The following is a 25,309-nucleotide window of genomic DNA, read 5'->3' as shown; positions in this document are numbered from 1 at the left end:
AACAGCACGGATGCGTCTGTTAATAGTCGGAACCCTCGGCGGCCAATTGACCACCGCTTCGAAGATCGCCATGCAGAGCGGGGCGCAGGTCACCCATGCGGACGATGTCGAGGGGGCCCTGAAGGTTCTCAGATCGGGCCGTGGTGCCGACCTTCTGATGGTCGAGGTGCATCTCGACATTGCCGGGCTGATCCAGAAACTTCAGGACGAAAGGGTCCACGTTCCGGTCGTTGCCTGTGGTATCGAGACCGATGCCCAGGCCGCCGTTTCGGCGATCCGGGCAGGCGCGAAGGAATATATCCCGCTGCCGCCGGATCCGGAAATGATCGCGGCCGTTCTGGCGGCGGTTGCCCAGGAACGCGGCGACCTGATCTACCGCGACGAGGCGATGGCCACCGTGGTCAAGCTGGCCGAGCAGGTGGCGCCCTCTGAAGCCTCCGTGCTGATCACCGGCGAATCCGGCACGGGCAAGGAAGTCATTGCCCGCCATGTGCACAAATGCTCGAACCGGGCCTCGAAACCCTTCATCTCGATCAACTGCGCCGCGATCCCGGAACATCTGCTTGAATCTGAATTGTTCGGCCACGAAAAGGGCGCCTTTACCGGCGCCGTGGCCCGGCGGATCGGCAAATTCGAGGAAGCCGACGGCGGCACACTGCTCCTGGACGAGATTTCCGAAATGGATGTTCGCCTGCAGGCCAAGCTGCTGCGCGCGATCCAGGAACGGATGATCGACCGGGTGGGCGGCACACGTCCTGTTCCGGTGAATATCCGCATCCTGGCGACTTCCAACCGGGATCTCGCGGAAACCGTGCGCCAGGGTCAGTTTCGCGAAGATCTCCTGTTCCGGCTGAATGTCGTCAATCTGAAACTGCCGGCCCTTCGGGAGCGTCCGGCGGACATCATGGAACTCGCCGGTTTCTTCATCTCCCACTATTCGGAGGCCAACGGCGTGCCGGTGCGTCCGTTGTCGGCCGAAGCACGCCAGGCCTTGATGAGTAACCCATGGCCCGGCAACGTCCGCGAACTGGAAAACACCATGCACCGGGCCATCCTGCTGGCAAACGGTGCTGAAATCGGCGTTGAAGCGATCCGAATGCCCGACGGGTCTCCGCTGAGCGTCTCCAGAGGCCCTGCAGAACGGGCGGCGCAGACCGCGGAAGCGGTGACACGGTCCTTTGTCGGCCGCACGGTTGCCGATGTGGAGCGGGACCTCATCCTGGACACGCTGGACCATTGTCTGGGCAACCGGACCCATGCAGCGAAAATTCTGGGTATCTCGATCCGGACGCTGCGCAACAAGCTGAATCAATATACCGATGAAGGTATCAGCGTGCCCGGGCCGGGCGAAGCCCGCACATAAGCTTTCGGGCCCGGATAGGGCCCGGACCAGAGGACGCAGCGCCGCTTCAGGACGGATGGCGCAGGTAAGGAACTGAAATCGGAATGTCGGATACGGCGGCAGACGGACAAGGTGGTGCAGGCGGGCCGAAAGGCCCGGGTGGCGCTGCGCCGGGCCAGCAGGCGGCTGCACCGCAGCCCGGCGGCGGGGTGTCCGGTTTCCCGAGCGTTGCAGAGCTGATCGATACCCTGAAGAAGGGCGATATCGGTCTTGCCACCGGCATTCTCGTCATCCTGACGCTGCTGATCCTGCCGATGCCGCCCGTGATGCTGGACATGTTCCTGGCGGTGTCGATCATCTTCTCGGTCCTGATCCTGATGACGGGCCTGTTCATCCAGAAACCGCTGGAATTCTCGTCTTTCCCGACGGTGCTCCTGATCGCGACGATGCTGCGGCTCGGCCTGAACATCGCCTCCACCCGCCTGATCCTGTCGAACGGCCACGAGGGGACGGCTGCAGCCGGCAACGTCATCCAGTCCTTCGGCAATCTCGTGATGGGCGGGAACTTCGTCATCGGGATCATCGTCTTCGCGATCCTGGTGATCGTGAACTTCGTCGTCATCACCAAGGGTTCCGGCCGTATTGCGGAAGTCGCGGCCCGCTTCACCCTGGACGCCATGCCGGGCAAGCAGATGGCGATCGACGCGGATCTCTCCGCAGGTCTCATCGACGAGGCGGAGGCGAAATCACGGCGCAAGGCGCTGGAGGACGAAAGCTCCTTCTTCGGCGCCATGGACGGTGCCTCGAAATTCGTGCGCGGCGATGCCATTGCCGGCCTGCTGATCACTTTCATCAACATTCTCGGTGGCATCTTCATCGGCGTTGCCCAGATGGAGCTGAGCTTCTCCGAAGCGGCCAACAACTACACGCTGCTGACCATCGGTGACGGCCTTGTCTCGCAGATCCCGGCGCTGATCGTCTCGACCGCGGCCGGCCTGCTGGTCTCCAAGGCAGGGGTGCATGGCGCGGCCGACAAGGCGCTGGCCAGCCAGTTCACGGGCTACCCGAAGGCGCTTGGCATGTCGGCCGCCGTCATGGTCATCCTGGCGCTGCTGCCGGGCATGCCGATGGTTCCGTTCCTGGGTCTGGCCGGTGTTGCCGGCTACCTGGCCTTCCGAATAGGCACGCAGAAGAAACAGGAAGCGGCCAAGGCGGCCGAAGTCAAGGCGATCGAGGCCGCTCCGCCGCCACCGCCGGAACCGCCGATCACCGATGCGCTCAAGATGGACGAACTGCGCATCGAACTGGGCTATGCGCTGCTGCCGCTGATCAATGGCAAGGCCACCAGCGACGGCGATGTCCTGACAGAGCAGATCAAGGCGTTGCGCCGCCAGGTCGCCGGCGACATGGGCGTGATCATGCCGCCCGTGCGCATTCTCGACAACATCCAGCTCGGCGCCAACGACTATGTCATCAAGGTCAAGGAAGTCGAGGCCGGGCGCGGGGTGCTCTACCCGAACCACTTCATGGTCATGGATCCGGCCGGTGGCCAGGTCAAATTGCCTGGCACCCACACAACCGAGCCGACCTTCGGTCTGCCGGCCACCTGGGTGGAGGCCCAGTATCGCGAGGACGCGTCCCTGCGCGGATATACAGTGGTTGACCCGGCCACCGTGCTGTCGACCCATCTGACAGAGACCATCAAGGCCAATATTTCCGAACTCCTGACCTATGGCGATGTTCAGAAGCTGCTGAAGGAGCTGCAGGGCGAGCAAGCCAAGCTGGTGGAAGATCTGATCCCGTCGCAGATCACCGTCTCCGGTATCCAGCGCGTCTTGCAGACGCTGCTCAACGAGCGCATTTCGGTGCGCGATCTCGGCACGATCCTGGAAGGCGTGTCGGAGGCGACCGGCATGACCCGCAACACGGACACCATTGCCGAACATGTGCGCACGCGCCTTGGCCGCCAGATCTGCGCGTCCAACCTGTCGCCAGGCGGCTATCTGCCGCTGATCGCCCTGTCGCCGCAATGGGAACAGGCCTTCCTGGAGGCGATTGTGGGCGAGGGCGACGACCGGCAGCTCGCCATGCAGCCAAGCAAGCTGCAGGAGTTCGTCGGCCGCGTGCGCGATGCCTTCGAGGAGGCCGCCCAGCAGGGCGAGGTGCCTGTGCTCCTGACCTCGCCGCAGACCCGGCCCTTCGTCCGCTCCATCGTCGAACGCTTCCGGGCCCACACCACCATCATGAGCCAGGCCGAAGTCCACCCGCGCATCAAGCTGAAGACGATCGGCTCGATCTGAGAACCGTTTGGGGAATTTCTTCGGAAAAAAGCCGGGGTCTGATGGGCCTCAGACCAGAACGTTGACCCGCGCCATGGCGGCGGTCTGGTTGGCATAGGCGCCGACGCGGCCCTGGTTCTGCATCACGAACATCGTATTGGCCTGGGAGGCCTGCAGACCGATGGTGTTGAAGGTGCTGGCCAGGTTGCGCAGTTCCTGCATTTTCTGGGCAGATGCCTGGCGGCGCTTGGCCCAGGCCTTGTTGTAGTCGGACCAGGTCGATTTTCGCTGGGAGCGAAACTTGTTGTGATAATCGCGCTGGACGTAGTTTCCGACTTTGGGCATGGCTGCATCTTTCCTGGATACACGCCTTCCAGCTTGCCAAATCGTGGTTAACAGGCCGTTAATATCGCGCAATACGCGATTCACCCCCTTGGAGGTCCGGCCCGGCGCTGCTATGGGCCAGAGCCTGACCTCTAGTGAAGGAGAATCGACGGTGGCAGAGACGTTTGGCGCAGCCCTCAATCTGGATGGCTATACGGAAGTTCCGGATGGCAAGATCGCCTTTGTGGTCACCTATCTGGAAATGCTGCAGGCGCCTGCCAAACCGCTTGCGCCGCCGCGCAGCGACGTGACGCTGGAGCGCTGGAGCGCGCCGGATGTCGCCAGCTACCGCGAACTGTTCAAGGAGATCGGCGAGGACTGGATCTGGTTCAGCCGCCTGGAACAGGACGAGGACGTTCTGGCAAAAACCCTGGCCGAGCCGGCGCGGGAACTCTATCAGCCGATGAAGGATGGCAAGTCCGTCGGGACGCTGGAACTGGATTATGCCAATCCGGCCGAGCCTGTCGTTGCCTATTTCGGTCTTGTGCCGGGGGCAATCGGGGGTGGGCTGGGCCGCTGGCTAATGGGGCAGGCGGTAGAAATGGCCTGGGCGCGGCCGGAAACGAAACGGCTCTGGCTGCACACCTGCACGGGCGACAGCCCGCAGGCGATCCATTTCTACCAGTCCTGCGGCTTCAAACCCTATAAACGCTCCATCGAAGTGGCGGATGATCCGCGGCTCAAGGGTCTCATCGGCAAGGACCGGGCGCCACATGTGCCGGTGATCGGGTAATCCCTTGGAGCTATGAGGGAAGTCATGCTGGACGAACGTGCCTTCGGAAAACTCACAAGTTACCTGAAACGCGTGCCGGCGGTGTTTGAGAACATTCAGACCGGGTCAAACGAGGACGAATGGTAGGTGACGTTCGACCTCGACATTCATCATGAGCTGGCGTGGAACGTCGTTCAGGAGCTCGCCTATGTAACCAACAATCTATCGGCAGGGGCAAAACTGCCGACCCGGTTCTATCCAAGTTCCCCACCGCCCTATTTGAACGGTGGTCCGGAGGAATTTCTGTCCTGGTGGATCGTTTGCAGTAATCTTGAATTCCGGCCTGGAACCGTCGCGGACTGGCTTGAAGGGCGCCTTCCAAAGCCTGTCGAAGACGAGAGCCAGTGGCACGCCGACGAAGACGGCTAGCGTGAGATGCATTCTCCACCGGCGTCATCCTTCGAGACGCTGCTAGCGCAGCTCCTCAGGATGACGTTTGTAGGTGCGGTGGACTTCCGGCCTGAGTGGCTACTCTAGCGGGCTGGATTACGCACCCATCTTGACCCGCTCCGGAAACGCGTCTGCAATTGATTTCCGGCTGGCTTCCAGAACACCGCGTTCGGTGATCAGGCCGGTGACAAGCCGGGCGGGCGTGACATCGAAGGCCGGATTGCCGACCTCGGAGCCGTCGGCGACGATGTCGATCGTCTCGATGGCGCCCGTCTGCGTGCGGCCGGTCATCTGGCTGACTTCCAGGCCGCTGCGCTCTTCGATCGGGATTTCCTGCACGCCGTCCGACAGCGAGAAATCGATGGTGGGGGAGGGCAGGGCGACATAGAAGGGCACGTTGTTGTCCCGGGCCGCCAGGGCTTTCAGATAGGTGCCGATCTTGTTGCAGACATCGCCGGTCGCCGTGGTGCGGTCCGTGCCGGTGATCACGATATCGACCTCGCCATGCTGCATGAGATGGCCGCCCGCATTGTCGACGATGACGGTATGCGGCACGCCGTGATGGCCAAGCTCCCAGGCCGTCAGGAAAGCGCCCTGGTTGCGCGGGCGGGTCTCGTCGACCCAGACATGGACCGGAATACCGCCATCATGGGACATGTAGATCGGGGCCGTGGCCGTGCCCCAGTCGACGGTGGCAAGCCAGCCGGCATTGCAGTGGGTGAGGATGTTCACCGGTTCGCCGGCGCGTTTCAGCCGGGCGATGGCGGCGATCAGCTCCATGCCATGCATGCCGATCGCCATGTTGATGGCAATGTCTTCATCGCAGATGGCATTGGCGAGCAGGAAGGCGGCTTCTTCGCGGGCCTCCGGGGTAACCTGAATGAGCGCCTTGCGCGCCTTGTCGAGCGCCCAATGCAGGTTGACCGCGGTTGGCCGGGTTTCCAAAAGCGCGGAGCAGGCGGCGTGCAGGTTGGCGTCGGAAGGGTCTTCGCGCATGGCAAGGGCGACGCCATAGGCGGCCGTTGCGCCGATCAGCGGAGCACCGCGCACCTGCATGACGCGGATCGCGTGGGCGGCGTCTGCCATCGTGTAGAGCCGGGCGATCTCGAACGCATAGGGAAACTTGGTCTGGTCGATGATCTCAACCGCGCTGCCATCCTCGGCGAGCCAGATCGTGCGGTACTTCTTGCCGTCGACATTCATGTTCACGCTCCCCGGAATATCCGATTTGTCTTTGCATAACCCATGATCAGGGGGCGGGCCAATGGTGGCTTGCTGGCTTCGGGTCAAAAAATGTCTTAATCTTTGTTAACCATGTTCGGATACCCGGTGGATAGCGTGCAGGGAAAAGGCCTGCGGCTGTTCCGTCCCGGTAAGAGTCAGTTAAGATTCTATTGACCAAGAGTAAAACGGAGTCAGGCACCCCATGTCTGAAATGCAGGATAACGTTGTCCCCCACACCCGCATGCGCTCCCTGCGGGACGCAATCCGCAAGGTGCAGCTTGGCGAGGTCGAGCGCTCGGATGTGGTGGTGGAACTGCAGGATACCGAGCGGGCGCGCCTCGACATGCTCGCGGACGAACTGAAAGACGTCTTCAAGGAAATCCCCCAGGACGACGACCAGTTTTCGCTGCAGATCATTTCCGGTTCGACGCCCCGGCTCTGGATTGACGCCACCAGCCACGTGGTGGTCGGCGGCGACCGGCGGACCTACCGGTTCCTGAAGGACACGCGTCTCGGCCGGGTGGTCATTCTGGAGACCGCCAATATCGACGACATGGCCGACTGCCTGACCGAATATATCGCCGAGCGGGTGCTGGAGCGGGAAAAGGCGCTGGAAGGCGACTGGCTCAACAACCGGCTGCGCCAGGTGGCGATTGACAGCCAGGTGGTGCGCGTCAAGGAAAGCCGGACGCCCTGGCTTGCCGTTGCCGGCGCTTTTGGCATCGGCATCGCTGCCGGTGTGGTCGGCCTGGTGGCCTTTGCCTGGTTCGCCAATCCGCTTTGAATTGCTACCGATCGTCCTGAATTCTGTGTCAACCCAGCGAAAACCTGGTACCAGGAAGCGGTGACCTGCCTGAGCCGACGTGATGTTGCTCGTTCAAACTTGTAGCAGCTGATCCCGGTTTGACGCTGTGGCAGGTATTGGCGAAAAAAATACGCCGTGCCGACGGTCTGAGGCAACAGGCAAATACAGGGACACCTGGGTCCCCGCTTTCGCGGGGATGACACCTCAGAAGATGCGGGGGGTGGGGAAGGCGTAACTAAGCCATATCCTTCACGCCGGAACCGCGACGTCCCGCTCTACCAAGAGCTTCACCGGCGCGTTCGGCGCATCGAAGCCGTGTTCCTCCATGCGGCAGGTCCAGCCTTCGTTGGTCCTTTCGATTTTGAACAGATTGTAGCGTGCTGCCGGTTTTTTGCCGCCCGGTGCACTTGTCGCGGAAGGCACGCCGACCACCGGAACGGGGCCGTCCGGTCCCTCGATTGTCTCGAAACTGTCGATATGGGTATGCCCGTGCAGGATCAGTTCCGCGCCGGCACGCTTGATGACGGCGCGCACGCGCGAGGCGTCCGACAGGCGCTTGTGCCAGCCGGTGGCTTTCCGGAAAGGCGGGTGATGCAACATGACAACCCGGAAACAGCCTTCCTTGCCGAGCTCTTCCAGAATGGCCCTGAGGCGTTTGCTCTGCGCGCTGCCGACCCGGCCGGTCGCGAACCAGGGACCGCTGGCACGCCCCGTGGTGACGCCGATCAGCGCGATGTCGCCACGTTTGCGGACATAGGGAAAGGTGGCTTCCGACCTGGTGCCGACGGCCGGGGCGTCCGCGGCATCGTCGCCGCACATATAGGGCCACCAGGCAGCCCGGGCGCGGCGCACGGCGCCGGGTACATAAGCGTCGTGGTTGCCGGGAACAACGGAGACGTCGTCCGGGTCTCCGACCTCTTCCAGCCAGTCGCGTGCGCCTGTGATTTCAAGTGGCAGGGCGATGTTGACCAGATCGCCCGTGACCGCGATGTGGTCGGGCGCCTTCGCCTTCATGTCCTCGACCAGCTGATCCAGGTAATTGGCCCCCATGATCTTTGAGCGGTTCCGCTGCCAGTTCAGGTAACCGAGCAGGCGCTTGGAAAAGAGCTGCAGCAGTTTCGGATCGGGCAGGGGACCAAGATGAGGGTCGGAGAGATGCGCAAGCGTGAACATGTGGCGCATCTTCAAAACGAAAGGCGCCGCGTCAAGGAGAAATGACGCGGCGCCATTGATCTTGGACTGAACCGGAAACCGGTGGTCCGGCTTATTTGCCCGGTTTGGCCGACTTGGCGGCCTTCGGAGCTTTTTGAGCGCTGGTGTCAGCGGAGCGCGTGGTCTCGCGCAGCGTCGCGTTCACAACATTCACAAAACCGAACATCTTGTGTCTCCGTTCAGTTCCCCGTCCGACCTTAGTTGGTCGGGAAGGTGGTCAGGGTTGCGACAACGCGCGGGTTGGTGAGGTCAACGGCAGGCTTCCACTGGTAGTGGTTGCGGTTGCGGCGGCGTTTTCCAAACAGTGCGTTCAACATTGGTCTTTTCCTTCGGACATCAGGCAGTCGGGAGAACTGCCTTCGAAATCATCTTGTTGCCCGATATATAGGCAACCTTCTCTCGAAGGAGGAGCGTTATTCTGAGTGAGCTGCATTGCAGCAATTGCATGGGTTAACAAAGCCTTTCCCGTTGGTTGTGTCTGTTATCCCGCCCGAAACACGGACCCGAACATGCTGAAACTGCTTTCCTTTCTTCCCACGAGCTGGACCATTCGCCTGATCCAGCAGGTCGGCCTGTTGCGCAACTCCTATACGCTGGAGGTGCGGGTCATCGTGGAAGACGAGACCGGCGGTGTGCTGCTGGTGCGGCACAGCTATCTCGATGGCTGGTATTTGCCGGGCGGCGGGGTCGAACGGGAGGAGACGCTGGCGGAGGCTGCGAGGCGAGAGGTTTTTGAGGAAACCGGGGTCACGGCGACCGAAGATCCGCAACTGCTCAACATCTATCTTCATACCGGTGGCACCCGGCGCGATCATGTCGGCCTGTTTCACCTGGCGAACTGGCAGCAGGCAGAGACCTTCCTGGCGCCAAACACGGAGATTGTCGAGGCACGGTTTTTTTCGCAGGAGGAACTGCCTCCGGGGCTTTCAAAGGCAACTGCGCGGCGGCTCAAAGAGTTCCGCGCAGGTACATTGTTGGATTCCAGCCGCTGGTAGCGGCAACAGCGGCAACAGCGGCGATCAGGCAGCGGCCTTGAACCGGTCCCGGTTATGCGGTGTGGTCAGGTCGAGGTCCGGGCCAACCGGTACGATCCTGGTCGGGTTCACACTTTCATGAGAGCCGTAATAGTGCTCCTTGATGGTCTTCATATTGACCGTTTCGGCAACACCCCGCACCTGAAAGAGCTCCCGCAGGTAATTGGAGAGGTTCGGGTAGTCCTCGATCCGGCGGATGTTGCACTTGAAGTGGCCGACATAGACCGGATCAAAACGCACCAACGTCGTGAACAGGCGCCAGTCGGCTTCCGTCAGGCGGTCGCCGACAAGGTAGCGCTGGCCGGAGAGCCGGTCTTCAAGGTCGTCAAGGGTCTCGAAAAGCGCGGTGACCGCGTCTTCATAGGCTTCCTGGCTGGTGGCGAAGCCGGACTTGTAAACACCGTTGTTCACCGTGTGATAGACGCGCTCGTTGATGGCGTCGATGTCAGCGCGAAGCTCTTGCGGATAGAAGTCGAGCGTCGAACCGGTCAGACCGTCAAAGGCGGAGTTGAACATACGAATGATTTCAGACGATTCATTGCTGACAATCGTGTTCTGTTTCTTGTCCCAGAGGACCGGCACGGTTGCCCGTCCGGTATAGTGCGGGTCGGCCTTGGCATAGAGATGCCAGGCGTATTTTGCCCCCACAAGCGGCTCTGCCTCGGCGAACTCCCAACCGTTTTCCAGCATCAAGGGCTGAACCGCGGAGAGGGAGATCTTGTCTTCCAGCCCCTTCAGCTTGCGGAAGATCATTGTGCGGTGGGCCCAGGGACAGGCATAGGAAACGAACAGGTGATAGCGTCCTGCCTCGGCCTTGAAACCATCCTTGCCAGTCGGTCCGGCGGAACCGTCCGCGGTGATCCAGTTGCGAAATGCGGCATCCTTGCGGACAAACCGGCCACCGGTGGATTTCGTGTCATACCACTGGTCTTTCCAGACACCGTCGACGAGCAGTCCCATGATGCACTCCCTTGCTGAATTGCTGTGCTGCGTTCGTTGGTTAGGTTGTGCGGGAACGCGCCATTTCAATCAACTGAATGCACTGTTGCTGATCCGTGAACAATCGAGGCCAACCTGGAAACAGCCAAAAAAGCGCTGGACCCGGCGCGGCAATGCGTGCTAACCGCTTTCGTCACTTGAGAAGTTGCCGGCGGATCGCGCCGGCACATGACGAGACTGGGATCCATGACCGCAGGTCTGACACTCCGACGACGAACCAGCCGACGAGATTTTTCTCGTTCGCACCGTCGCGGCTGACCTGATCCCGGAACCTTCTGATCCTTTCATCCGGGCCAACCGGCAGGCGCGTTTTAAAAAAGCTGCTTGCTGGAACTCGAATTATGAAACAGACGATGTGGGTCATCCGGTCCGAAGAAACTGCCGACAACGAGGCGATTGAAACCCTGCAGGCGGAAGCCTTCGGGCCTGGCCGTTTTGCGCGTACAGCCTTCAGGGTGCGGGAAAACGTGCCTCACCGGGCCGACCTGTCCTTTGTTGGCTTGTCCGGCGAATGTGTTGCCGGATCCATCCGTCTGACACCGATCCGGATTGGCGAGGCTGACGCCCTTCTGCTCGGGCCGTTGACCGTGTCACCGGAGTTCAAGAACCGCGGCCTCGGCAAGGCGCTGATGCGCACCGCCATGGAAGCCGCGGCCGCAGCAGGCGACACGGTCGTGCTTCTGGTCGGTGATGCACCCTATTACAGCCCTTTCGGTTTCCAGCAAGTGCCTCCTGGCCGGATCACGCTGCCCGGCCCGGTCGACCCTGCACGGCTCCTGGTGGCGCTGCTGAATGACGGTGACATGCCAAGCGGTGCGGTGCATGGAGAACTTGGCGGTTAAGCCGAGCTGGCCGGAAGCGCGCAGCCTGCAAGAAGAGAACCTGCCGAACAGGCAGCAAAAGAACCATGTTTTCAACACGTCAGCACGAGGAAACCGAAGTCCGGGAGTTGCTCGGCCAGGCCTGCCGGAGCTTGCGGGTTTTGTGTGTTGCAGAAAGCGACGAGGTTCTCATTTTCCTGATAGAGACGAAGACCCACTTCTTGCGCGGCTTTCTCGACGCCGGATTACTGTTCCTGGACGAATTCCGGCAAGGGGATACGTCCGAAGAGCTTGAAGACGGAGAAACCTTCATTCGTCTGGAAGACACCTATCCTCTCAAGGGCAAGACGATTGTGGCAGCCGAGATGAGAGGCGGTGCGTTTAGGCTTCGGTTTCAGGACGGCCCAGACGTCGTGTTTTGCGAGGAAAACGAGGAAACAAGGGTCCGCGTTTCAACGGAGCCAAACTAGGCGGACAGCAGCTTAACCTGGGCTCAAATGCGAGTTATCCCGGAGGCTTCCCGCCTTCGATGCCAAGTTGAGCCAGTTTTCTCATAAAGCCGGCATCGGTATTCAGGGTATGCAAGACCGTTCCATTGCTTCGGATATAGCTGATCAGTCCCCCGCCTTCGATCGGAAGCACGACCACTTTGTCGCGATTCCCGTCTATTTCGTGATCGGTTGCCTCGTCGATATTTGGCACCAGTTTGACCAGAGGAAGGCAGGGGTCTTCGTTGACAAGTACGAAACGCCCGGGACAGTTGTTGATCGGTCGCCAGAACCAATGCGCCTTCAATTCGTCAAAACACACTTTCGTCACTCGTGAGCTCTCGTCCCTGGTTTTCATCGATCCAGACCCTCCTCAGTGACGGTGCACCGGTCAGGAGCGTGAAGCCGAAGAGGCCGATCATCAGCGAATAACACCGTTGCCTGCACGGGGGTACCTCAACCATCCGGAGCATTGTGGCAGGGGCCTTCGATTGGGAACAGGCTGCGGATCAGTCTCTTAGTCCTGCCTTGTGCAAGGCGGCTCTTGCCCGAAACCGGACACGGGCGCATCTTTCCTTTTCGCTCTCCGACGCGTCTGCCGGACAACGGCAAATCCTCGACAGCCAGGCCATGTCTTCAGGGTCCAGCCAGAGAGCAACGCGTCCTTTTTCCTGTTCTTGCGCAGCATCTGTCGGAACGGGCCCACTCATGCGGTAACTCGCTTCTTCGTTTTGTCAGCGTGTCAGCGCCCTTCGCGATACCAGGTCAGTGACAGGGCACCGAGCAGGAGCGCAAGGCCGAACAGGCCGATCATCAGCGGATAACGGTCAATGCCGTTGAGGACGCTGGCTTCAGTCGCCTTCAGACCTATCCAGCCATTGCCGGCATAATTGGCCGATTCGCGCATGGAGACGACCCGCGGCGCGTTGAGATCGCCGCCAATGTCCCGCAGACGCTCCGACGCGCCTCCGGTGGCCTTGGTCAGTGGCGCCAGCGGTTCCGTCGAGGACAGGACGTCGGTGTATTCCCGCGGGTTCTGCGGGCCGACATGAATAAGCGCATTCATGTCGCCCTCCGAGATGGCAAACAGCCCTGTCTCGGTGACGGGAAGACCGCCGCGCCAGAGGCCCGGTTCCTGTTCGGTCAGCGCGACGTCCGTGCTGTCGCCTGTGGGGGACACCACGGTGACGTTGTCGATGGTTTCGCCGAGGGTCTGGCGTTCAATGACCAGTTCCGGACCCCGCAGGGAAACGTTGAGTGCTTCTTCCTCCAGATCCGGTTCCTGCATCAGCCAGTGGGCCAGCCGGCGCAACAGGGGCACATGCGGGCCGCCGCCTTCAAAGCCGCGCGCCCAAAGCCAGACATGATCGGACAGAAGCATCGCCACACGGCCTTCGCCTTCCCGGTTCAGAACCAGCAGCGGCGTATCGCTCGGACCCGACATCAGGGTCTGGCCGGCATCGAGTTCGGTGTCGACGGCGCGGAACCAGCGGCTCCAGGCGGGCGGGTCCTGTTCGGAGCCCGGCAGGCCGCGTGTGACCGGATGGCGTTCGCCGAGATTGGCGAGCGTTGCATGGAAGGGCTGTTCCAGAATGGTTCCGGTTGGCCGTGCGGGCAGGATCGGTGCCAGCGGTGTCCGGTAGAGGCTGCCACCTTCGGCATAATCTGGCCCACCCGCCAGCAGCACTGCTCCACCATCGCGCACATAGCGGGCGATGTTGTCGAAATAGAGCATAGGCAATACACCGCGGCGGACATAGCGGTCGAAAATGATCAGGTCGAACTCGTCGATCTTGACCGAAAACAGCTCGCGTGTCGGGAAGGCGATCAGGGACAGCTGATTGATCGGCGTGCCATCCTGTTTTTCAGGCGGGCGTAGAATGGTGAAGTGGACCAGGTCGACCGAGGCATCCGACTTGAGCAGGTTGCGCCAGGTGCGCTCGCCTGCATGCGGGGAGCCGGAGACCAGCAATACGCGCAGGTTTTCACGTATGCCGTCAATGGTGACGACAGCCCGGTTGTTCAGTGTGGTCAGCTCACCCTCGAGCGGTTCGGCGTCGAATTCGAAGATGTTGTCGCCGCCATGGGCAATCTCGACCGGAATGTCGATCTTGGCACCCGTGGTGGCCATGCGTTCGGTAATGACGGAGCCGTCGCGTTTGACGGTCAGGCGCACCTGGTCACCGGGGCCGGTGCCCTGGCCCTGGTCGACAACGGTCAGGCTGACGGTCTGTTCGGAGCCAACCAGGCCGAAGCGCGGGGCCTTGTCCAGGACGATGCGCCGGTCGCGCTCCTGCACCCGGCCGGTGATCAGACCGTGCACCGGGGCATCGAAACCGAGGGCGCCTGCGGTTTCTGGAATATCGTGGATCTGGCCGTCAGTGATGATGATCGCACCGCCGACGCGCTCAGGAGGCACATCGGCCAGACCGTTGGAAAGGGTCTGAAATACCTGCGTGCCGTCGCCCGAACCCGAATTGCGCGCTTCCAGCACACGCAGGTCGAACCCGGGCAGGGCCTCGATCCGCCGCTGGATTTCCGCAGCCGTTTCGTCGGTGGTTTCCGCGCGGCCGTCGAGACGCTGGCTCTGGCTCTTGTCGACCACGACAGCGACCACGCTGGAAAGTGGCTCCCGGTCCTCGCGTTCAATGGCGGGATTGGACAGCGCCAACACCAGAAGCGCCATGGTAAAGGCCCTGAGCAGCCAGCCGCGCAGGTTCAGATAGCCGGACAGGCCGGTCAGAAGCAGCGTGATGACGGCTCCGGTGATCAGGGCCCAAAGAGGCAGTAGCGGGTCGAAGGAAAGGGACCAGACCATCAGCGCTCCATCTGTCTCATTGGCCAAGCCGTTCGAGCAGGGCAGGAATGTGGACCTGATCGGCCTTGTAGTTGCCGGTCAGGCTGTACATGACGATGTTGACGCCTGAACGGAAGGCGTAATCCCTCTGGATCGGGTTGTTCGGAACTGTCGGGAACATGAATTCGCCGGTTTCGGTGATCGCCCAGGCCGCGGCGAAATCATTGCCGGTGATCAGGATTGGCGACACACCGTCGCCCGCGCGCACGGGCCTGTCGCCGCGCGCGGCGATTTCTTCCAGGCTCTCAACCCAAAGCGGGCTGGTGGCATAGCGCCCGGGGAAGGTGTCCAGCAGGTAGAAAGCCTTTGTAAGGACATGATCGGGCGGCACCGGCTCAAGCGGCGGCACATCCAGATCCTCCAGGATCTCGCGCAGTTTCAAGGTTGCCGGCGTCGAGCCGAAGCCGGTGGCCGAGGCGTTGATGTGATCGCGCGTGTCGAACAGGATGGTGCCGCCATTGCGCATGAAGGTGTCGATGCGGGCAATGGTCTGATCGCCAGGTTTGTCCATCGCGGGATCGATCGGCCAGTAGAGCAGGGAATAGAAGGCCAGTTCATCGCGGGCGATGTCGACGGCGCTCGGCGCACCCGGCTCAAGTGCTGTGCGCTCGGCCAGAAACTGGGAGAGGCCCGACAGGCCCGCCGCACTGGCATCGTCGATTTCCGGATTTCCGGTCAGGACATAGGCGAGCCTGGTGTCCAGCGTCGATTCAAGCGCCTGCAATTCGCTGTTCGTCGATTGTGCGAATGCCCGATCGGCGCCGAGGCTCACCAGAAGCACCGAGCCGAGCAGGAGGGCAAAGGCCGCGTTGATATGCCGGCTCCGCATGCCGATGCGGCTGAGGCCGCCGGCAAGCAGGAACACGGCAATCGCATCGACCACCATCAACAGGAACGCAAGGGTGAAGAAGACGGCTCTGAGGTCCAGCGGGTCCGTGGTCGGATAGGGAGCTTCCGCAAGGCTTTCCCCAAAGACCGACAGGTCGAGCGGGGCCAGTTCGTCTTCCCTTTTCATCAGGTTGAGCGCGCGGAACCCGTCCTCAGTGCCATAGAGACCGGGCGGTGTGCGGCGGCTGGCATCGGCCCGCTGGAAGTCGGCGGCGCTGACAGGTGTGACCTCGACAGGCGGCGGACCGAACCGGCCGAACCCGTCCAGCAGTCTGAGGGGCGGCAGGACGCTGCTGGATTGTGTTCCGTCCTCTGCGGTCTCCGAGGCGGCAACCACATTGGAAACGGACAGGATCCGGCGCAACATGTTCAGGAAAACACCGGACAGCGGCAGGTTGGACCAGGCGGAATCGGCCGTGACGTGAAACAGCACCACGGATCCGGCTCCGATCGGCGCAGCGGTCACCAGAGGCGTGCCGTCCTCCAGCATGGCCCAGGTGCGCTCCGGCAGGTCGGAGGTCGGTTCGGCGAGGACCTGACGGGTCACGGTCACTTCTTCAGGCACTTTCAACCCGGCAAAGGGCGAGCCTTCCGGAAAATCAGCCAGGTGCTGCGGCTGTTTCCAGCTGAGCGATCCGCCGAGCGACCGGTCGCCGGCTCTGAGACGCACAGGGATCAGTGCATCGCTGCCGCCCGCGGTGCGGGGGCCCGCGAAGCGCACCAGCATGCCGCCGTTTTCGACCCACTCGCGCAAGGTGGCTTCCGTGGTGTCCGGCAGGCGGCCGACATCGGCCAGAACCAGCACGGAGATGCCCTGGTCGATCAGCGCGGGAACGGCCTCGTCAATGTCGCTGACCCGGGGGCGGCGAATGTCGGAAAAGGGCAGCAGCGCACGTTCAAGATAGTAGACCGGTGACAGCAGCGGCTGGTCGAGATCGCCGGACTGTCCGGAAATCAGGCCGACGGTCCGGCGGCGCCAGCTGTCATCCACCAGCTGCACGGCCCCGGCGGCGGCCTCACCGGCAATTTCGACGCGGGCTATGTCGTTGCGCAATTCGCTCGGCAGTTCGAACCGGGCTTCGGTTTCCGTCGCACCGCTGTCGAAATTGACCTGCACTTCGCCAAGGACCAGTCCTTTCAGATCAAGGGCGCGTACGGTTGCTGCGCCGAGTTTCTGATCAGGATGCCGTGCGACTTTCAAGGTCAGCGCATCGGTGTCGTTGTTCAGGTCCTTCAACCCCATGGGCGTGTCGAGACCGGTGAAGACGGTGATCGGCACCTGGCCGACAATGTCGGCGAGGTCGTCGACAAAGGAGCCGCTGGTGTTGGTGCCGTCAGACAGCCAGATGATCGCGGACGGCGGCGTGGCCTGTGCGGCCTTGCGCAGGCCAAGGCTGAGTTCGGCGCGCAGCGGCGGATAGGGTCTCGGTTCGAGAGCGCGCAGTTTGTCCAGTGCGGTTGTCGCGCTTTCCGGCGCAAAATTCTGGCCCGGGCCTTCCGCGGTGGCGGCGAAGAGCAACGGTTGGCCCTCCTGTTCCGCAGCTGTCAGGATGCGTTCGGCGGCGCCAACCTGAGTGTCCCAGCTCCTGGCGGATGTCCAGCCATTGTCGACCAGAACCCAAAGCACGCCGTCGCCGGTCTCGAGCGGTTCGGCCGAGCGCCAGACCGGGCCTGCCAGGGCGAAGATCAGAATGGCGGCCAGCAGAAGCCGCAAGAGCGTCAGCCACCAGGGGCTCCGCTGCGGGGTTTCTTCATGCTGGTCGATATCGAGCAGCAGCCGGGTCGGCGGAAACTGGATTTCACGCGGCCGGGGCGGCGTGAGACGCAGCAGCCACCAGATCACCGGCAAAAGCGCTAGAGCAGTGAGGATCCACGGTGCTGTAAAGGTCAGGGGAAGGCCGGCAAACACGGGTCAGGCGCCTCCCTGCTGCATCACATCAAGGGCGCCGGAGAGGGCGCTGTGCAGGACCAGCAATGGTTCGGAGGCCGGTCTGTCCGTGTGATGAAGGACATAGGTCCAACCTGCCTTGCGGGCCATGTCGCGCAGTTCCGCACGGTGGGCTTCCAACCTGGTCTGGTAATCCTCGCGCCATTTTTCGGCGCGTCCCGCGGTCAGGCGCACGCCAAGTTCCGGATCGGTGAATTCCACACGTCCATCGAAGGGAAAGGTCTCTTCAATCGGGTCGAGCACCTGAACCAGGTGTCCGCGGGCACCGGTGCTGGCGACACGCGACAGCCATTCGGCGATGTCTTCGAGCGGGTCCAGGAAATCCGACACCAGCACCACATCGGCAAAACGTTGTACGGCCGTTGTGTCCGGCAGGGCGATCGGCCGCGACAGGTGGGTCAGCGCGTCGGCAAGGCGTTCTGCCGCCCGCCGGTCCGAGAACGGCCGGGTCAGGCCGGGCAGGCCGATGCGTTCACCGGTTTCCGCCAGCATGTCGGCCAGGGCCAGCATGAGCACGATAGACCGGTCCCGCTTGCTGACCTCCGCCAGCCGCGAACGGAACACCATGGAGGGCGAGAGGTCGGCCCAGAGCCAGACCGTGTGGGCCGCTTCCCATTCGCGTTCGCGCACATAAAGGTGGTCGTCCCGGGCAGAGCGGCGCCAGTCGATGCGCTTGGCCGGTTCGCCCATGTAGAACGGCCTGAATTGCCAGAAGCTCTCGCCGGGGCCGGCGCGCCGCCGGCCGTGCCAGCCGGCAATGATCGAACTGGCGACGTGACTGGCCTCGACCAGGAGATCCGGCAGCGCATCGGCGACCGAGCGCGCCTCGCCGATGACATTCGGCCAGGTCTGCGGGTCGATACCGGACTGTGCGCTGCTGGGATCCATGCTCTCGGGCTCCTGACGTTGCCTGTTTGTGACTTAGGTGATCTGTTCTTTCACGCGGCGAATGACATCACGGACCGTATGACCGTCGGCGCGGGCGGCAAAGGTCAGCGCCATGCGGTGCTGCAGAACCGGTTCGGCCAGTGCCAGAACATCGTCGACCGACGGCGCCAGGCGGCCATCGACCAGCGCGCGGGCGCGTACGGTCAGCATCAGTGCCTGGCTGGCGCGGGGGCCGGGGCCCCAGGCAATCAGCTTGGTGATATCGGAAGAGGCGCCGCCTTCATCCGGCCTTGCAGAACGCACCAGTTTCAGGATCGCTTCCACGACGGATTCACCAACGGGCATGCGCCGGACAAGTTGCTGGTAGTCCATGAGTTCACTCGCCGACATGGCCACCTGCGCCACGGCCTGGTCGGCACCGGTGGTTTCCAGGAGGATGCGGCGCTCGGCTTCCAGGTCCGGGTAATGCACGTCGATCTGCATCAGGAACCGGTCAAGCTGGGCTTCCGGCAGCGGGTAGGTGCCTTCCTGTTCCAGCGGGTTCTGTGTGGCCAGCACGTGAAACGGACGTGGCAGGTCATGCGGGTGTCCGGCCACCGTGACGTGGTACTCCTGCATCGCTTGCAGAAGTGCCGACTGGGTGCGCGGGCTGGCCCGGTTGATCTCGTCGGCCATGAGCAGCTGCGAGAACACCGGCCCCGGAATGAAACGGAAGGAGCGGCCGCCGTCGCTGCTCTGCTCCATCACTTCCGCGCCGAGAATGTCGGAGGGCATCAGGTCCGGCGTGAACTGAATGCGCCGGGCATCGAGGCCGAGAACGGTACCGAGGGTTTCCACCAGCTTGGTCTTGGCGAGGCCGGGCACGCCGACCAGCAATCCGTGACCGCCGGCCAGAATGGTCACGAGCGATTGCTCGACGACGGTCTCCTGACCGAAGATGATCTGGGCGATGTCGGTCTTGGCATCCGAGATGCGGGCAACGGCGCGTTCGGCGCTTTCAGCAACGGCGGCAAGGTCTTCTTCGCTGGGGCTGGAGGGGGAAACAACGCTCATGAATCACCTTTCGCGTATTGTTCTAACCGGCTGTCAGACCCAAATAACGGACGCTGTGCCTGTCACCGTGGTTGCTGCGACTCTTGCAGTCTGACACCATATAAATCAGTAGATAAGGCGCAATTGTGCGCCATACAGTGGAAAGGTCCAAGATTCTTTCCATGCCTTGGGGAAAAGGTCTTGCATCCTCTGGACAGCGGCGGAAGGCAAATGATCGTGAAGGGACGGGGCTTGGTAAAAATCCGGGTGGTCCGGTCAGGCGACGGGCAGGGGTGAGCGAGGACATGGCGGAAAAAACCGCAACTGAAACAAAGACCATGCCGGCGGGGCTTCAGGCCCTGATGAGCCGTGCGGATGCGAGTGGCAAGGCACCGCCGCCGGTCGAAAAATGGAACCCGCCCTTTTGCGGTGACCTGGACATTCGCATCGCGCGGGACGGGACCTGGTTCTATCTGGGGTCCCCGATCGGGCGCCTGCCACTGGTCAAGCTCTTTGCCTCCGTGCTGCGCCGGGATGAAGATGGCAAACACTACCTGGTCACGCCGGTTGAAAAAATCGGCATCACGGTGGAAGACGCGCCGCTGTTGGCGGTCGAGATGGCGGTGGAAGGATCGGCGTCCAGCCAGGTACTCACCCTGCGGACCAATCTGGGAGATGCCGTGACCGCCGGTGCCGATCACCCGATCCGGTTTGAAAAAGAACCGGACAGCGGCGGATTGAAACCCTATGTTCATGTCAGAGGCCGGCTCGAAGCGCTGTTCACACGGGCGCTGATGTATCAGCTGGCCGAGCTGATGGAAGAACGGGACACCGATAGCGGGGTTGAAATGGGGATCTGGAGCGGTGGTCGCTTTTTTGCGGTTGGTCCGGATCTTCTGGCCAATCCGGAGGATGTGCATGACAATTGACACTGGATCGGTTGGCCCGGCTGCATGACTGTTCCGCTCATGACTGACAGCTTTGACACCCGCGCCTGGATTGATGGCCTTAGAACCCGGCTGTCTGAGGCGACCGCGCTGGAAAAAGCCGGTGACGGCGTCAGGGAAACCGGCGACCATATTCTCAATCCGGACCTCGGCCCTTACGCAAAATGGGACGGTCCGCCGCGCGATGCAGCGGTGCTGATCGGCCTGCTGGAACGCGGGGACGGACCGAATGTGGTGCTGACACAGCGGACGGGGCACCTGAATTCTCACGCCGGTCAGGTCGCTTTTCCAGGTGGAAAGATCGATCCGACGGATGACGGTCCGGTGGAAGCGGCGCTGCGCGAAGCCGATGAGGAAATCGGTCTCTCTCCTGCGGCAGTCGAGCCTATCGGCCATCTGGCGCCCTATCTGACCGGGTCGGGTTACCGGGTGGTGCCGATCATCGGCCTGATCCGGACCGAAACCGCGTTCCGCCCCAATCCGGACGAAGTCGAAGACGTTTTCGAAGTGCCGCTCAATTTCCTGATGGATCCTGCGAACCATCAGAAGCTCAGCCGGAAATGGCAGGGCAAACGGCGCTACTTCTATGCAATGCCCTATGGTGAGCGCTATATCTGGGGCGTCACCGCGGGAATCATCCGCTCCTTGTACGATACGGTTTATCGCTGATGTTTCGTGTTTTCCTGGCACATCTTTTTCTGTTCCTGCTTCCCTTTTTCGGCTATGCGCTTTGGCTCTGGATGAGCAAGAAAAGCAATCATCCGGAGCGCTGGTCGAAAGGGCCAATTGCCTGGCTGACGCTGACGGGTCTTGTGCTGGTCATTGCCGGTCTGGTCAGCATGGCAACCCTCACACGAAGCCCGGAAGGCGCCAACTACATTCCCTCGCAGATGCGCGATGGCGTATTTGTTCCGGGGCGGTACGAATAAGGTCATGACGGCGGACGCAATTCATCGCCTCAGCCAAGCCGATTGGCTGAGAACGGACGGCATTCAGGCGGTTTTTTCCGCAATCGAGCAGCAAGGCGACGAAGCCCGCGTTGTTGGCGGCGCCGTGCGCAACACCTTGCTGGATCATCCCGTTCCGGATGTCGATATTGCCACGACCGCGACGCCGGAAACCGTTACGGCACGTGCGCTGGCCGCCGGGCTGAAGCCGATCGGCACAGGCATCGATCATGGAACGGTGACCGTGATTGCCGGCGGATTTCCCTATGAAGTCACCACGTTGCGCGAAGACGTCGAAACCTTCGGTCGCCAGGCCAAGGTCGTGTTTGGCCGGAACTGGACCCGGGATGCGGAACGGCGCGACTTCACCTTGAACGCACTTTATGTCGACCGCCACGGTAGCTTGCATGACCCGCTTGGCGGACTGGAGGATTGCCTGGCGCGCCGCATCCGCTTCATTGGCGATCCGGACAAGCGGCTGCAGGAAGATTATCTTCGTATCTTGCGGTTCTTCCGGATCTATGCGGCCTACGGTGCAGGTGACATGGATGCGGAAGGCCTTGGTGCCTGCCTGCGGCAGCGTGATGGCCTGCGGCATTTGTCGGCGGAACGGATCGGTCACGAAATGCGGCGGCTGCTCAAGGCGCCGCTTGCCGGCCCGGCCCTCAGAATGATGAATGATTGCGGGCTCTGGGAGATCGCGACCGGCGGCTTGGCGCGTGTTGAAGATTATGACGCGCTTCGCCGTCTGCAACCAATTGCCGATGAAGTGCTGGATCCTGAACTGGGTCTTGTGGTGCTTGCCGGGTTCGTGCGCGAAGACCTGGAGCGGATCTGCGACCGCTTTCGGCTCTCCAATGCGGAGCGGGGGCGGATGCGGACGGCCTGGGCTGGGCTGAAGCGCCTTCGTGGAATGGGCCAGCTGCCTGACGCGGCGGATATGATCTATGAATTCGGACGTCAGGGCGCGATCGACGGTCTGCTCGCGCATTGGGCCGGTTTGAGCGCTCAAGGCACGGCAGAGGACAAGGATTTTGGAGAGTTTCTGGCGCAATTGCGACAGGTCAGCCAACCGGAATTTCCGCTGAAAGGGGCGGATCTGATTGCGATCGGTCACACGCCCGGACCGACTTTGGGCGATCTTCTGAAGACGCTCGAGACGACATGGCGCGACAGCCGTTTCCTGCTGGACAGGGAAGCCTTGCTGGCGCAGGCCAACAAGGACGCTTAAGCATTTTTTAGGGGGCTACACGCCACAGCTTGACCGACATATTGTTAGCGGAACGGTTTCAAGGGCTTGTTCGGCGGAGCTTGTAATAGACGAGGGTGGAAATGGAAATTGTTCTGATATCGGACGGTCCGCTTCCGCTTGAAAGCCCGGTCAGGAAACTGCCTTTCTTCTTTCCGGCACGGCTTGTTCACATGGCCAAGGTCTCTCCCCGCACCGTGGGAGACGCAAGAATTGGCGTGGTGGAGCTTCTGAATGCGACCGATGCCGGGCTGACTGCATTGAAGAATTCCTGGGGGAGCATCGCCGAGATACCGGTGATCTGCCTTGTGGACCGGAAGAACCGGCGCGAGGTCATCCAGGCGTCGGCCCTGGGCAAGACCCAGGTGCTGGAGCGGGAGACGCCGCTGGCGCTGCTCCTGCGCACGATCAGGGGAAAGGTCGAATTCGACCCTCTGGGAGACGTTCCGGCAAGTGTTCCGGAGACGACCCTGGAAGCCTATCGAAAAGGCAATGCCTTCCTGGAAAGTCTTGCGCTGTCGACGGCGGATGGGTCGAAGATCCAGATCAACCTGCTGAATGAAAGTGCAGCTGAGGTTCTGTCCGCTCTTGAACTCGACGGCATGTCATCCTGGGTCGACGCCGTGCAGGCTCATCATAGCCCGACCTACTGCCATTCCCTGATGGTCGCCGGTCTTGCGGGTGCGTTTGCCGGTCATCTCGGCTGGAGCAAGGCCGACTGCCTGGAAGCCGTTGCAGGCGGTCTGCTGCACGATATCGGCAAAATGCGGATCCCGCTTACCATTCTCGACAAGGCTGACAAGCTGACCGAGGATGAACGGAAGATCATCGCCAAGCATCCGCAGTTTGGCCGGGACATCTTGAAGCCGAGGCTCGAGGTGCCCTTCGACATCAAGAAGATGGCGATTCAGCACCATGAATATCTCGACGGGTCGGGCTATCCGGATGGTCTCAAGGGCGATCGGATTTCACCAAAGGTCCGTCTGATGACGATCTGCGATATCTTTACGGCCCTGACCGAAACACGCGCCTACAAGGACGGTCTGCCGGTGCGGGCTGCGCTCGGCACCATGAAGGAAATGGGCAGGAAACTGGATCAGGACATGCTGAACCAGTTTGCGCGCATGGTGATCGATCGGGACTTCGGCGACATCAGCAGAGCCTAGTGGCCTTGCTGCAAAGTGGCAGGAACCGTCAGGGCCACTTCACCACGGGCGGCATGGAGGACAGGATCGAAGAGACGTTGCCGCCGGTCTTCAACCCGAAAATCGTGCCACGGTCGTAAAGCAGGTTGTATTCGACATAGCGCCCGCGCCGGACCAGCTGTTCCTCCCTGTCGGCGTCCGTCCAGGTCTTTGCGAAGTTGCGTCGTACAAGCTCCGGATAAATGTTCAAGAAGGCCAGGCCGACATCCCTGGTGAAGGCAAAGTCGGCGTCCCAGTCACCGCTGTTGAGGTAGTCGTAGAAGATGCCGCCGATGCCGCGCGGCTCGTTGCGGTGTTTCAGGAAGAAATAGTCGTCGCACCAGGTCTTGTAGGCGCCGTAGTCGGCTACGTCATGGGCGTCACAGGCAGTCTGCATCGCTTCGTGAAAACTGACGGTATCCTGGTCCTGCTGCGTGCGCCTGGCGTCGAGAACCGGTGTCAGGTCGGCACCGCCGCCGAACCACTGCCGTGTCGTGACCACCATGCGCGTGTTCATGTGAACCGCAGGCACGTGCGGGTTCTGCGGATGGGCGATCAGGCTGATGCCGGAGGCCCAGAAACGCGGGTCTTCGTTGGCACCGGGGATCTGACCCCTGAACTCGGGCGAGAACTCGCCGTGGACCGTTGAGATATGAACGCCAACTTTTTCAAAAACGCGGCCGTGCATCATGGACATGACGCCGCCGCCGCCCTTTGCTCCGGTGCTGTCGGTCCGCTCCCACGGGGTGCGTTCGAACCGGCCGGCCGGCTGGTCGGCAAGCGGCCCGTTCAACGTACCGAGTTCGTCCTCCAGGTCTTCGAACGCCTGGCAGATCCGGTCGCGCAACTCCTTGAACCAGGCGGGCGCGGTGGTTTTCTTGTCGTCGATGCCATCCGGAATGGGGCCGCCGCGGTTTTCGGGGGAAGGTGCGTTCATGACATCGTCCTAAGCAAAGAAATGTGCAACCGCTGACGCGGTGCCTTCAAAAACACTACCCTGTGCTTCTAGGAAATGTGCCTGTTTGCCGCAAGGCTTCTCCAAGTGCCATGCCGCAAGTGACCGCAACGTTGATCGATCGCATGCCCTCGGCCATCGGAACGGTCAACCGTGCGTCTGCCGTTTCGTGAATGCTGTCGGGAACGCCGGTGCTTTCGCGGCCCAGGAAGAGAATGTCGTCGGCGCAATACCGGAACCCGGTGTAGGTGTCAGTCGCCTTGGTGGTCAAAAGCACCATGCGCCTCCTGAGCGGTGTGCGCCAGGCCTCGAACTGCTCAAACGAAACGTGCCGGGTCATGGCCGCGCGTTCCAGGTAGTCCATGCCGGCCCGTTTGAGCGCACTGTCGGAAATCGGAAAGCCGGCGGGTTCGATGATGTGCACCCGCACATTCATGCAAGCGGCAAGACGCAGGATGGTTCCGGTGTTCTGTGGAATATCCGGCTGATAAAGCGCGATATCTGGCATGGTGACCTGTGTGAAATCTCAACTGGGCGGGGCATATCAGCAGATTGTCGTGAGCGCAAAGCACGTGCGGCTGTTGGTCTTGAGGCACAGGCTCGTTTGGACGTCGGGTCCGAGTTGAGGGCGACTTTCGGCGGTCTCCGTAAAATTTCCTTAATG

The 25,309-nt window shown here is 61.8% G+C and carries 24 protein-coding genes; 13 read left to right on the top strand and 11 right to left on the bottom strand.

Features of this window, described 5'->3' with window-relative positions:
• The first annotated feature begins 10 nt into the window (after positions 1 to 10).
• Both CHH27_RS13170 and flhA read left to right on the top strand, forming a co-directional pair.
• Positions 11 to 1,363: a sigma-54 dependent transcriptional regulator gene (locus CHH27_RS13170; RefSeq protein WP_094071995.1), complete on the top strand. Its 1,353-nt coding sequence runs from the start codon at positions 11 to 13 to the stop codon at positions 1,361 to 1,363.
• Between the two features lie 83 nt (positions 1,364 to 1,446).
• Positions 1,447 to 3,642 (top strand): flagellar biosynthesis protein FlhA, encoded by a 2,196-nt coding sequence (gene flhA, locus CHH27_RS13165; RefSeq protein ID WP_094071994.1) that lies wholly within the window; start codon positions 1,447 to 1,449, stop codon positions 3,640 to 3,642.
• Positions 3,643 to 3,690: 48 nt separating this feature from the next.
• Here flhA and CHH27_RS13160 read toward each other — a convergent pair whose 3' ends face one another.
• The gene (locus tag CHH27_RS13160; RefSeq protein WP_094071993.1) at positions 3,691 to 3,966 is read right to left on the bottom strand and encodes a flagellar biosynthesis protein; all 276 of its coding nucleotides are present in this window, start codon (positions 3,964 to 3,966) and stop codon (positions 3,691 to 3,693) included.
• A 151-nt stretch (positions 3,967 to 4,117) separates the two neighbouring features.
• Between CHH27_RS13160 and CHH27_RS13155 the strand changes: the two genes are divergently transcribed.
• Together CHH27_RS13155 and CHH27_RS13150 are read left to right on the top strand one after the other, a co-directional pair.
• Positions 4,118 to 4,738, top strand: coding sequence for a GNAT family N-acetyltransferase (locus CHH27_RS13155; RefSeq protein ID WP_247646224.1), 621 nt, complete (start codon positions 4,118 to 4,120; stop codon positions 4,736 to 4,738).
• 126 nt (positions 4,739 to 4,864) lie between these two features.
• On the top strand, positions 4,865 to 5,146 hold the full coding sequence (locus CHH27_RS13150; protein ID WP_198338417.1) for a hypothetical protein: 282 nt from the start codon (positions 4,865 to 4,867) through the stop codon (positions 5,144 to 5,146).
• A gap of 117 nt (positions 5,147 to 5,263) precedes the next feature.
• Here CHH27_RS13150 and mtnA read toward each other — a convergent pair whose 3' ends face one another.
• Entirely contained in the window at positions 5,264 to 6,370 is a 1,107-nt protein-coding gene (gene mtnA, locus CHH27_RS13145; RefSeq protein WP_094071991.1) for an S-methyl-5-thioribose-1-phosphate isomerase, read from the bottom strand.
• A gap of 223 nt (positions 6,371 to 6,593) precedes the next feature.
• On the opposite strand from mtnA, the gene CHH27_RS13140 reads away from it, so the two are divergent.
• A complete protein-coding gene (locus CHH27_RS13140; RefSeq protein WP_094071990.1) occupies positions 6,594 to 7,175 on the top strand; it encodes a hypothetical protein in 582 nt (193 codons plus the stop codon).
• A gap of 270 nt (positions 7,176 to 7,445) precedes the next feature.
• Here CHH27_RS13140 and CHH27_RS13135 read toward each other — a convergent pair whose 3' ends face one another.
• On the bottom strand, positions 7,446 to 8,369 hold the full coding sequence (locus CHH27_RS13135; RefSeq protein WP_094074725.1) for a metallophosphoesterase: 924 nt from the start codon (positions 8,367 to 8,369) through the stop codon (positions 7,446 to 7,448).
• 548 nt (positions 8,370 to 8,917) lie between these two features.
• Here CHH27_RS13135 and CHH27_RS13130 point away from each other — a divergent pair.
• Positions 8,918 to 9,403 carry an NUDIX domain-containing protein gene (locus tag CHH27_RS13130; protein ID WP_094071989.1) on the top strand — a complete coding sequence of 162 codons (486 nt, stop codon included), beginning with the start codon at positions 8,918 to 8,920 and terminating at the stop codon, positions 9,401 to 9,403.
• A gap of 24 nt (positions 9,404 to 9,427) precedes the next feature.
• Here CHH27_RS13130 and CHH27_RS13125 read toward each other — a convergent pair whose 3' ends face one another.
• On the bottom strand, positions 9,428 to 10,402 hold the full coding sequence (locus CHH27_RS13125; RefSeq protein ID WP_094071988.1) for a glutathione S-transferase family protein: 975 nt from the start codon (positions 10,400 to 10,402) through the stop codon (positions 9,428 to 9,430).
• A 380-nt stretch (positions 10,403 to 10,782) separates the two neighbouring features.
• Between CHH27_RS13125 and CHH27_RS13120 the strand changes: the two genes are divergently transcribed.
• Together CHH27_RS13120 and CHH27_RS13115 are read left to right on the top strand one after the other, a co-directional pair.
• Complete coding sequence (locus CHH27_RS13120) at positions 10,783 to 11,283, top strand: GNAT family N-acetyltransferase (protein ID WP_094071987.1); 501 nt, start codon at positions 10,783 to 10,785, stop codon at positions 11,281 to 11,283.
• A gap of 65 nt (positions 11,284 to 11,348) precedes the next feature.
• Positions 11,349 to 11,732 carry a hypothetical protein gene (locus tag CHH27_RS13115; RefSeq protein WP_094071986.1) on the top strand — a complete coding sequence of 128 codons (384 nt, stop codon included), beginning with the start codon at positions 11,349 to 11,351 and terminating at the stop codon, positions 11,730 to 11,732.
• Between the two features lie 34 nt (positions 11,733 to 11,766).
• Here CHH27_RS13115 and CHH27_RS13110 read toward each other — a convergent pair whose 3' ends face one another.
• The 5 genes from CHH27_RS13110 to CHH27_RS13085 all read right to left on the bottom strand — a co-directional run bounded on the left by CHH27_RS13110 (position 11,767) and on the right by CHH27_RS13085 (position 19,384).
• Entirely contained in the window at positions 11,767 to 12,108 is a 342-nt protein-coding gene (locus CHH27_RS13110; RefSeq protein ID WP_157738914.1) for a hypothetical protein, read from the bottom strand.
• A gap of 384 nt (positions 12,109 to 12,492) precedes the next feature.
• Positions 12,493 to 14,568: a hypothetical protein gene (locus CHH27_RS13100; protein WP_094074724.1), complete on the bottom strand. Its 2,076-nt coding sequence runs from the start codon at positions 14,566 to 14,568 to the stop codon at positions 12,493 to 12,495.
• A 16-nt stretch (positions 14,569 to 14,584) separates the two neighbouring features.
• Positions 14,585 to 17,404 (bottom strand): DUF4159 domain-containing protein, encoded by a 2,820-nt coding sequence (locus CHH27_RS13095; protein ID WP_094071983.1) that lies wholly within the window; start codon positions 17,402 to 17,404, stop codon positions 14,585 to 14,587.
• A gap of 3 nt (positions 17,405 to 17,407) precedes the next feature.
• On the bottom strand, positions 17,408 to 18,331 hold the full coding sequence (locus tag CHH27_RS13090; RefSeq protein ID WP_094071982.1) for a DUF58 domain-containing protein: 924 nt from the start codon (positions 18,329 to 18,331) through the stop codon (positions 17,408 to 17,410).
• A gap of 33 nt (positions 18,332 to 18,364) precedes the next feature.
• Positions 18,365 to 19,384, bottom strand: a complete 1,020-nt coding sequence (locus tag CHH27_RS13085) for a MoxR family ATPase (RefSeq protein ID WP_094071981.1) — start codon at positions 19,382 to 19,384, stop codon at positions 18,365 to 18,367.
• Positions 19,385 to 19,668: 284 nt separating this feature from the next.
• On the opposite strand from CHH27_RS13085, the gene CHH27_RS13080 reads away from it, so the two are divergent.
• From CHH27_RS13080 to CHH27_RS13060, 5 genes are all read left to right on the top strand, one after another.
• Complete coding sequence (locus tag CHH27_RS13080; protein WP_094071980.1) at positions 19,669 to 20,292, top strand: DUF1285 domain-containing protein; 624 nt, start codon at positions 19,669 to 19,671, stop codon at positions 20,290 to 20,292.
• A 39-nt stretch (positions 20,293 to 20,331) separates the two neighbouring features.
• Positions 20,332 to 20,979 carry a CoA pyrophosphatase gene (locus CHH27_RS13075; RefSeq protein ID WP_094074723.1) on the top strand — a complete coding sequence of 216 codons (648 nt, stop codon included), beginning with the start codon at positions 20,332 to 20,334 and terminating at the stop codon, positions 20,977 to 20,979.
• A complete protein-coding gene (locus CHH27_RS13070; protein WP_094071979.1) occupies positions 20,979 to 21,239 on the top strand; it encodes a DUF6111 family protein in 261 nt (86 codons plus the stop codon). The genes CHH27_RS13075 and CHH27_RS13070 overlap by 1 nt, the downstream gene beginning before the upstream one ends.
• 4 nt (positions 21,240 to 21,243) lie before the next feature.
• Positions 21,244 to 22,488, top strand: coding sequence for a CCA tRNA nucleotidyltransferase (locus CHH27_RS13065; protein ID WP_094071978.1), 1,245 nt, complete (start codon positions 21,244 to 21,246; stop codon positions 22,486 to 22,488).
• Positions 22,489 to 22,589: 101 nt separating this feature from the next.
• Positions 22,590 to 23,672, top strand: a complete 1,083-nt coding sequence (locus tag CHH27_RS13060; RefSeq protein ID WP_094071977.1) for an HD-GYP domain-containing protein — start codon at positions 22,590 to 22,592, stop codon at positions 23,670 to 23,672.
• Positions 23,673 to 23,700: 28 nt separating this feature from the next.
• Here CHH27_RS13060 and hemF read toward each other — a convergent pair whose 3' ends face one another.
• Positions 23,701 to 24,627, bottom strand: coding sequence for an oxygen-dependent coproporphyrinogen oxidase (hemF, locus tag CHH27_RS13055; protein WP_094071976.1), 927 nt, complete (start codon positions 24,625 to 24,627; stop codon positions 23,701 to 23,703).
• Positions 24,628 to 24,682: 55 nt separating this feature from the next.
• The gene (locus CHH27_RS13050; protein ID WP_094071975.1) at positions 24,683 to 25,153 is read right to left on the bottom strand and encodes a tRNA (cytidine(34)-2'-O)-methyltransferase; all 471 of its coding nucleotides are present in this window, start codon (positions 25,151 to 25,153) and stop codon (positions 24,683 to 24,685) included.
• Positions 25,154 to 25,309: the final 156 nt, after the last annotated feature.

The sequence above is a fragment of the Labrenzia sp. VG12 genome, from assembly GCF_002237595.1.
In the GTDB taxonomy this organism is placed as follows: Bacteria; Pseudomonadota; Alphaproteobacteria; order Rhizobiales; family Stappiaceae; genus Roseibium.
This window is presented reverse-complemented; position numbering and strand designations above follow the sequence as displayed.

Coding starts and splice junctions, on each gene's coding strand:
- CHH27_RS13170 (WP_094071995.1), top strand. CDS start 11: ATGCGTCTGTTAATAGTCGGAACCCTCGGCGGCCAATTGACCACCGCT.
- flhA (WP_094071994.1), top strand. CDS start 1,447: ATGTCGGATACGGCGGCAGACGGACAAGGTGGTGCAGGCGGGCCGAAA.
- CHH27_RS13160 (WP_094071993.1), bottom strand. CDS start 3,966: ATGCCCAAAGTCGGAAACTACGTCCAGCGCGATTATCACAACAAGTTT.
- mtnA (WP_094071991.1), bottom strand. CDS start 6,370: ATGAATGTCGACGGCAAGAAGTACCGCACGATCTGGCTCGCCGAGGAT.
- CHH27_RS13140 (WP_094071990.1), top strand. CDS start 6,594: ATGTCTGAAATGCAGGATAACGTTGTCCCCCACACCCGCATGCGCTCC.
- CHH27_RS13135 (WP_094074725.1), bottom strand. CDS start 8,369: ATGTTCACGCTTGCGCATCTCTCCGACCCTCATCTTGGTCCCCTGCCC.
- CHH27_RS13130 (WP_094071989.1), top strand. CDS start 8,918: ATGCTGAAACTGCTTTCCTTTCTTCCCACGAGCTGGACCATTCGCCTG.
- CHH27_RS13125 (WP_094071988.1), bottom strand. CDS start 10,402: ATGGGACTGCTCGTCGACGGTGTCTGGAAAGACCAGTGGTATGACACG.
- CHH27_RS13120 (WP_094071987.1), top strand. CDS start 10,783: ATGAAACAGACGATGTGGGTCATCCGGTCCGAAGAAACTGCCGACAAC.
- CHH27_RS13115 (WP_094071986.1), top strand. CDS start 11,349: ATGTTTTCAACACGTCAGCACGAGGAAACCGAAGTCCGGGAGTTGCTC.
- CHH27_RS13110 (WP_157738914.1), bottom strand. CDS start 12,108: ATGAAAACCAGGGACGAGAGCTCACGAGTGACGAAAGTGTGTTTTGAC.
- CHH27_RS13100 (WP_094074724.1), bottom strand. CDS start 14,568: ATGGTCTGGTCCCTTTCCTTCGACCCGCTACTGCCTCTTTGGGCCCTG.
- CHH27_RS13090 (WP_094071982.1), bottom strand. CDS start 18,331: ATGGATCCCAGCAGCGCACAGTCCGGTATCGACCCGCAGACCTGGCCG.
- CHH27_RS13085 (WP_094071981.1), bottom strand. CDS start 19,384: ATGAGCGTTGTTTCCCCCTCCAGCCCCAGCGAAGAAGACCTTGCCGCC.
- CHH27_RS13080 (WP_094071980.1), top strand. CDS start 19,669: ATGGCGGAAAAAACCGCAACTGAAACAAAGACCATGCCGGCGGGGCTT.
- CHH27_RS13075 (WP_094074723.1), top strand. CDS start 20,332: ATGACTGACAGCTTTGACACCCGCGCCTGGATTGATGGCCTTAGAACC.
- CHH27_RS13070 (WP_094071979.1), top strand. CDS start 20,979: ATGTTTCGTGTTTTCCTGGCACATCTTTTTCTGTTCCTGCTTCCCTTT.
- CHH27_RS13065 (WP_094071978.1), top strand. CDS start 21,244: ATGACGGCGGACGCAATTCATCGCCTCAGCCAAGCCGATTGGCTGAGA.
- CHH27_RS13060 (WP_094071977.1), top strand. CDS start 22,590: ATGGAAATTGTTCTGATATCGGACGGTCCGCTTCCGCTTGAAAGCCCG.
- hemF (WP_094071976.1), bottom strand. CDS start 24,627: ATGAACGCACCTTCCCCCGAAAACCGCGGCGGCCCCATTCCGGATGGC.
- CHH27_RS13050 (WP_094071975.1), bottom strand. CDS start 25,153: ATGCCAGATATCGCGCTTTATCAGCCGGATATTCCACAGAACACCGGA.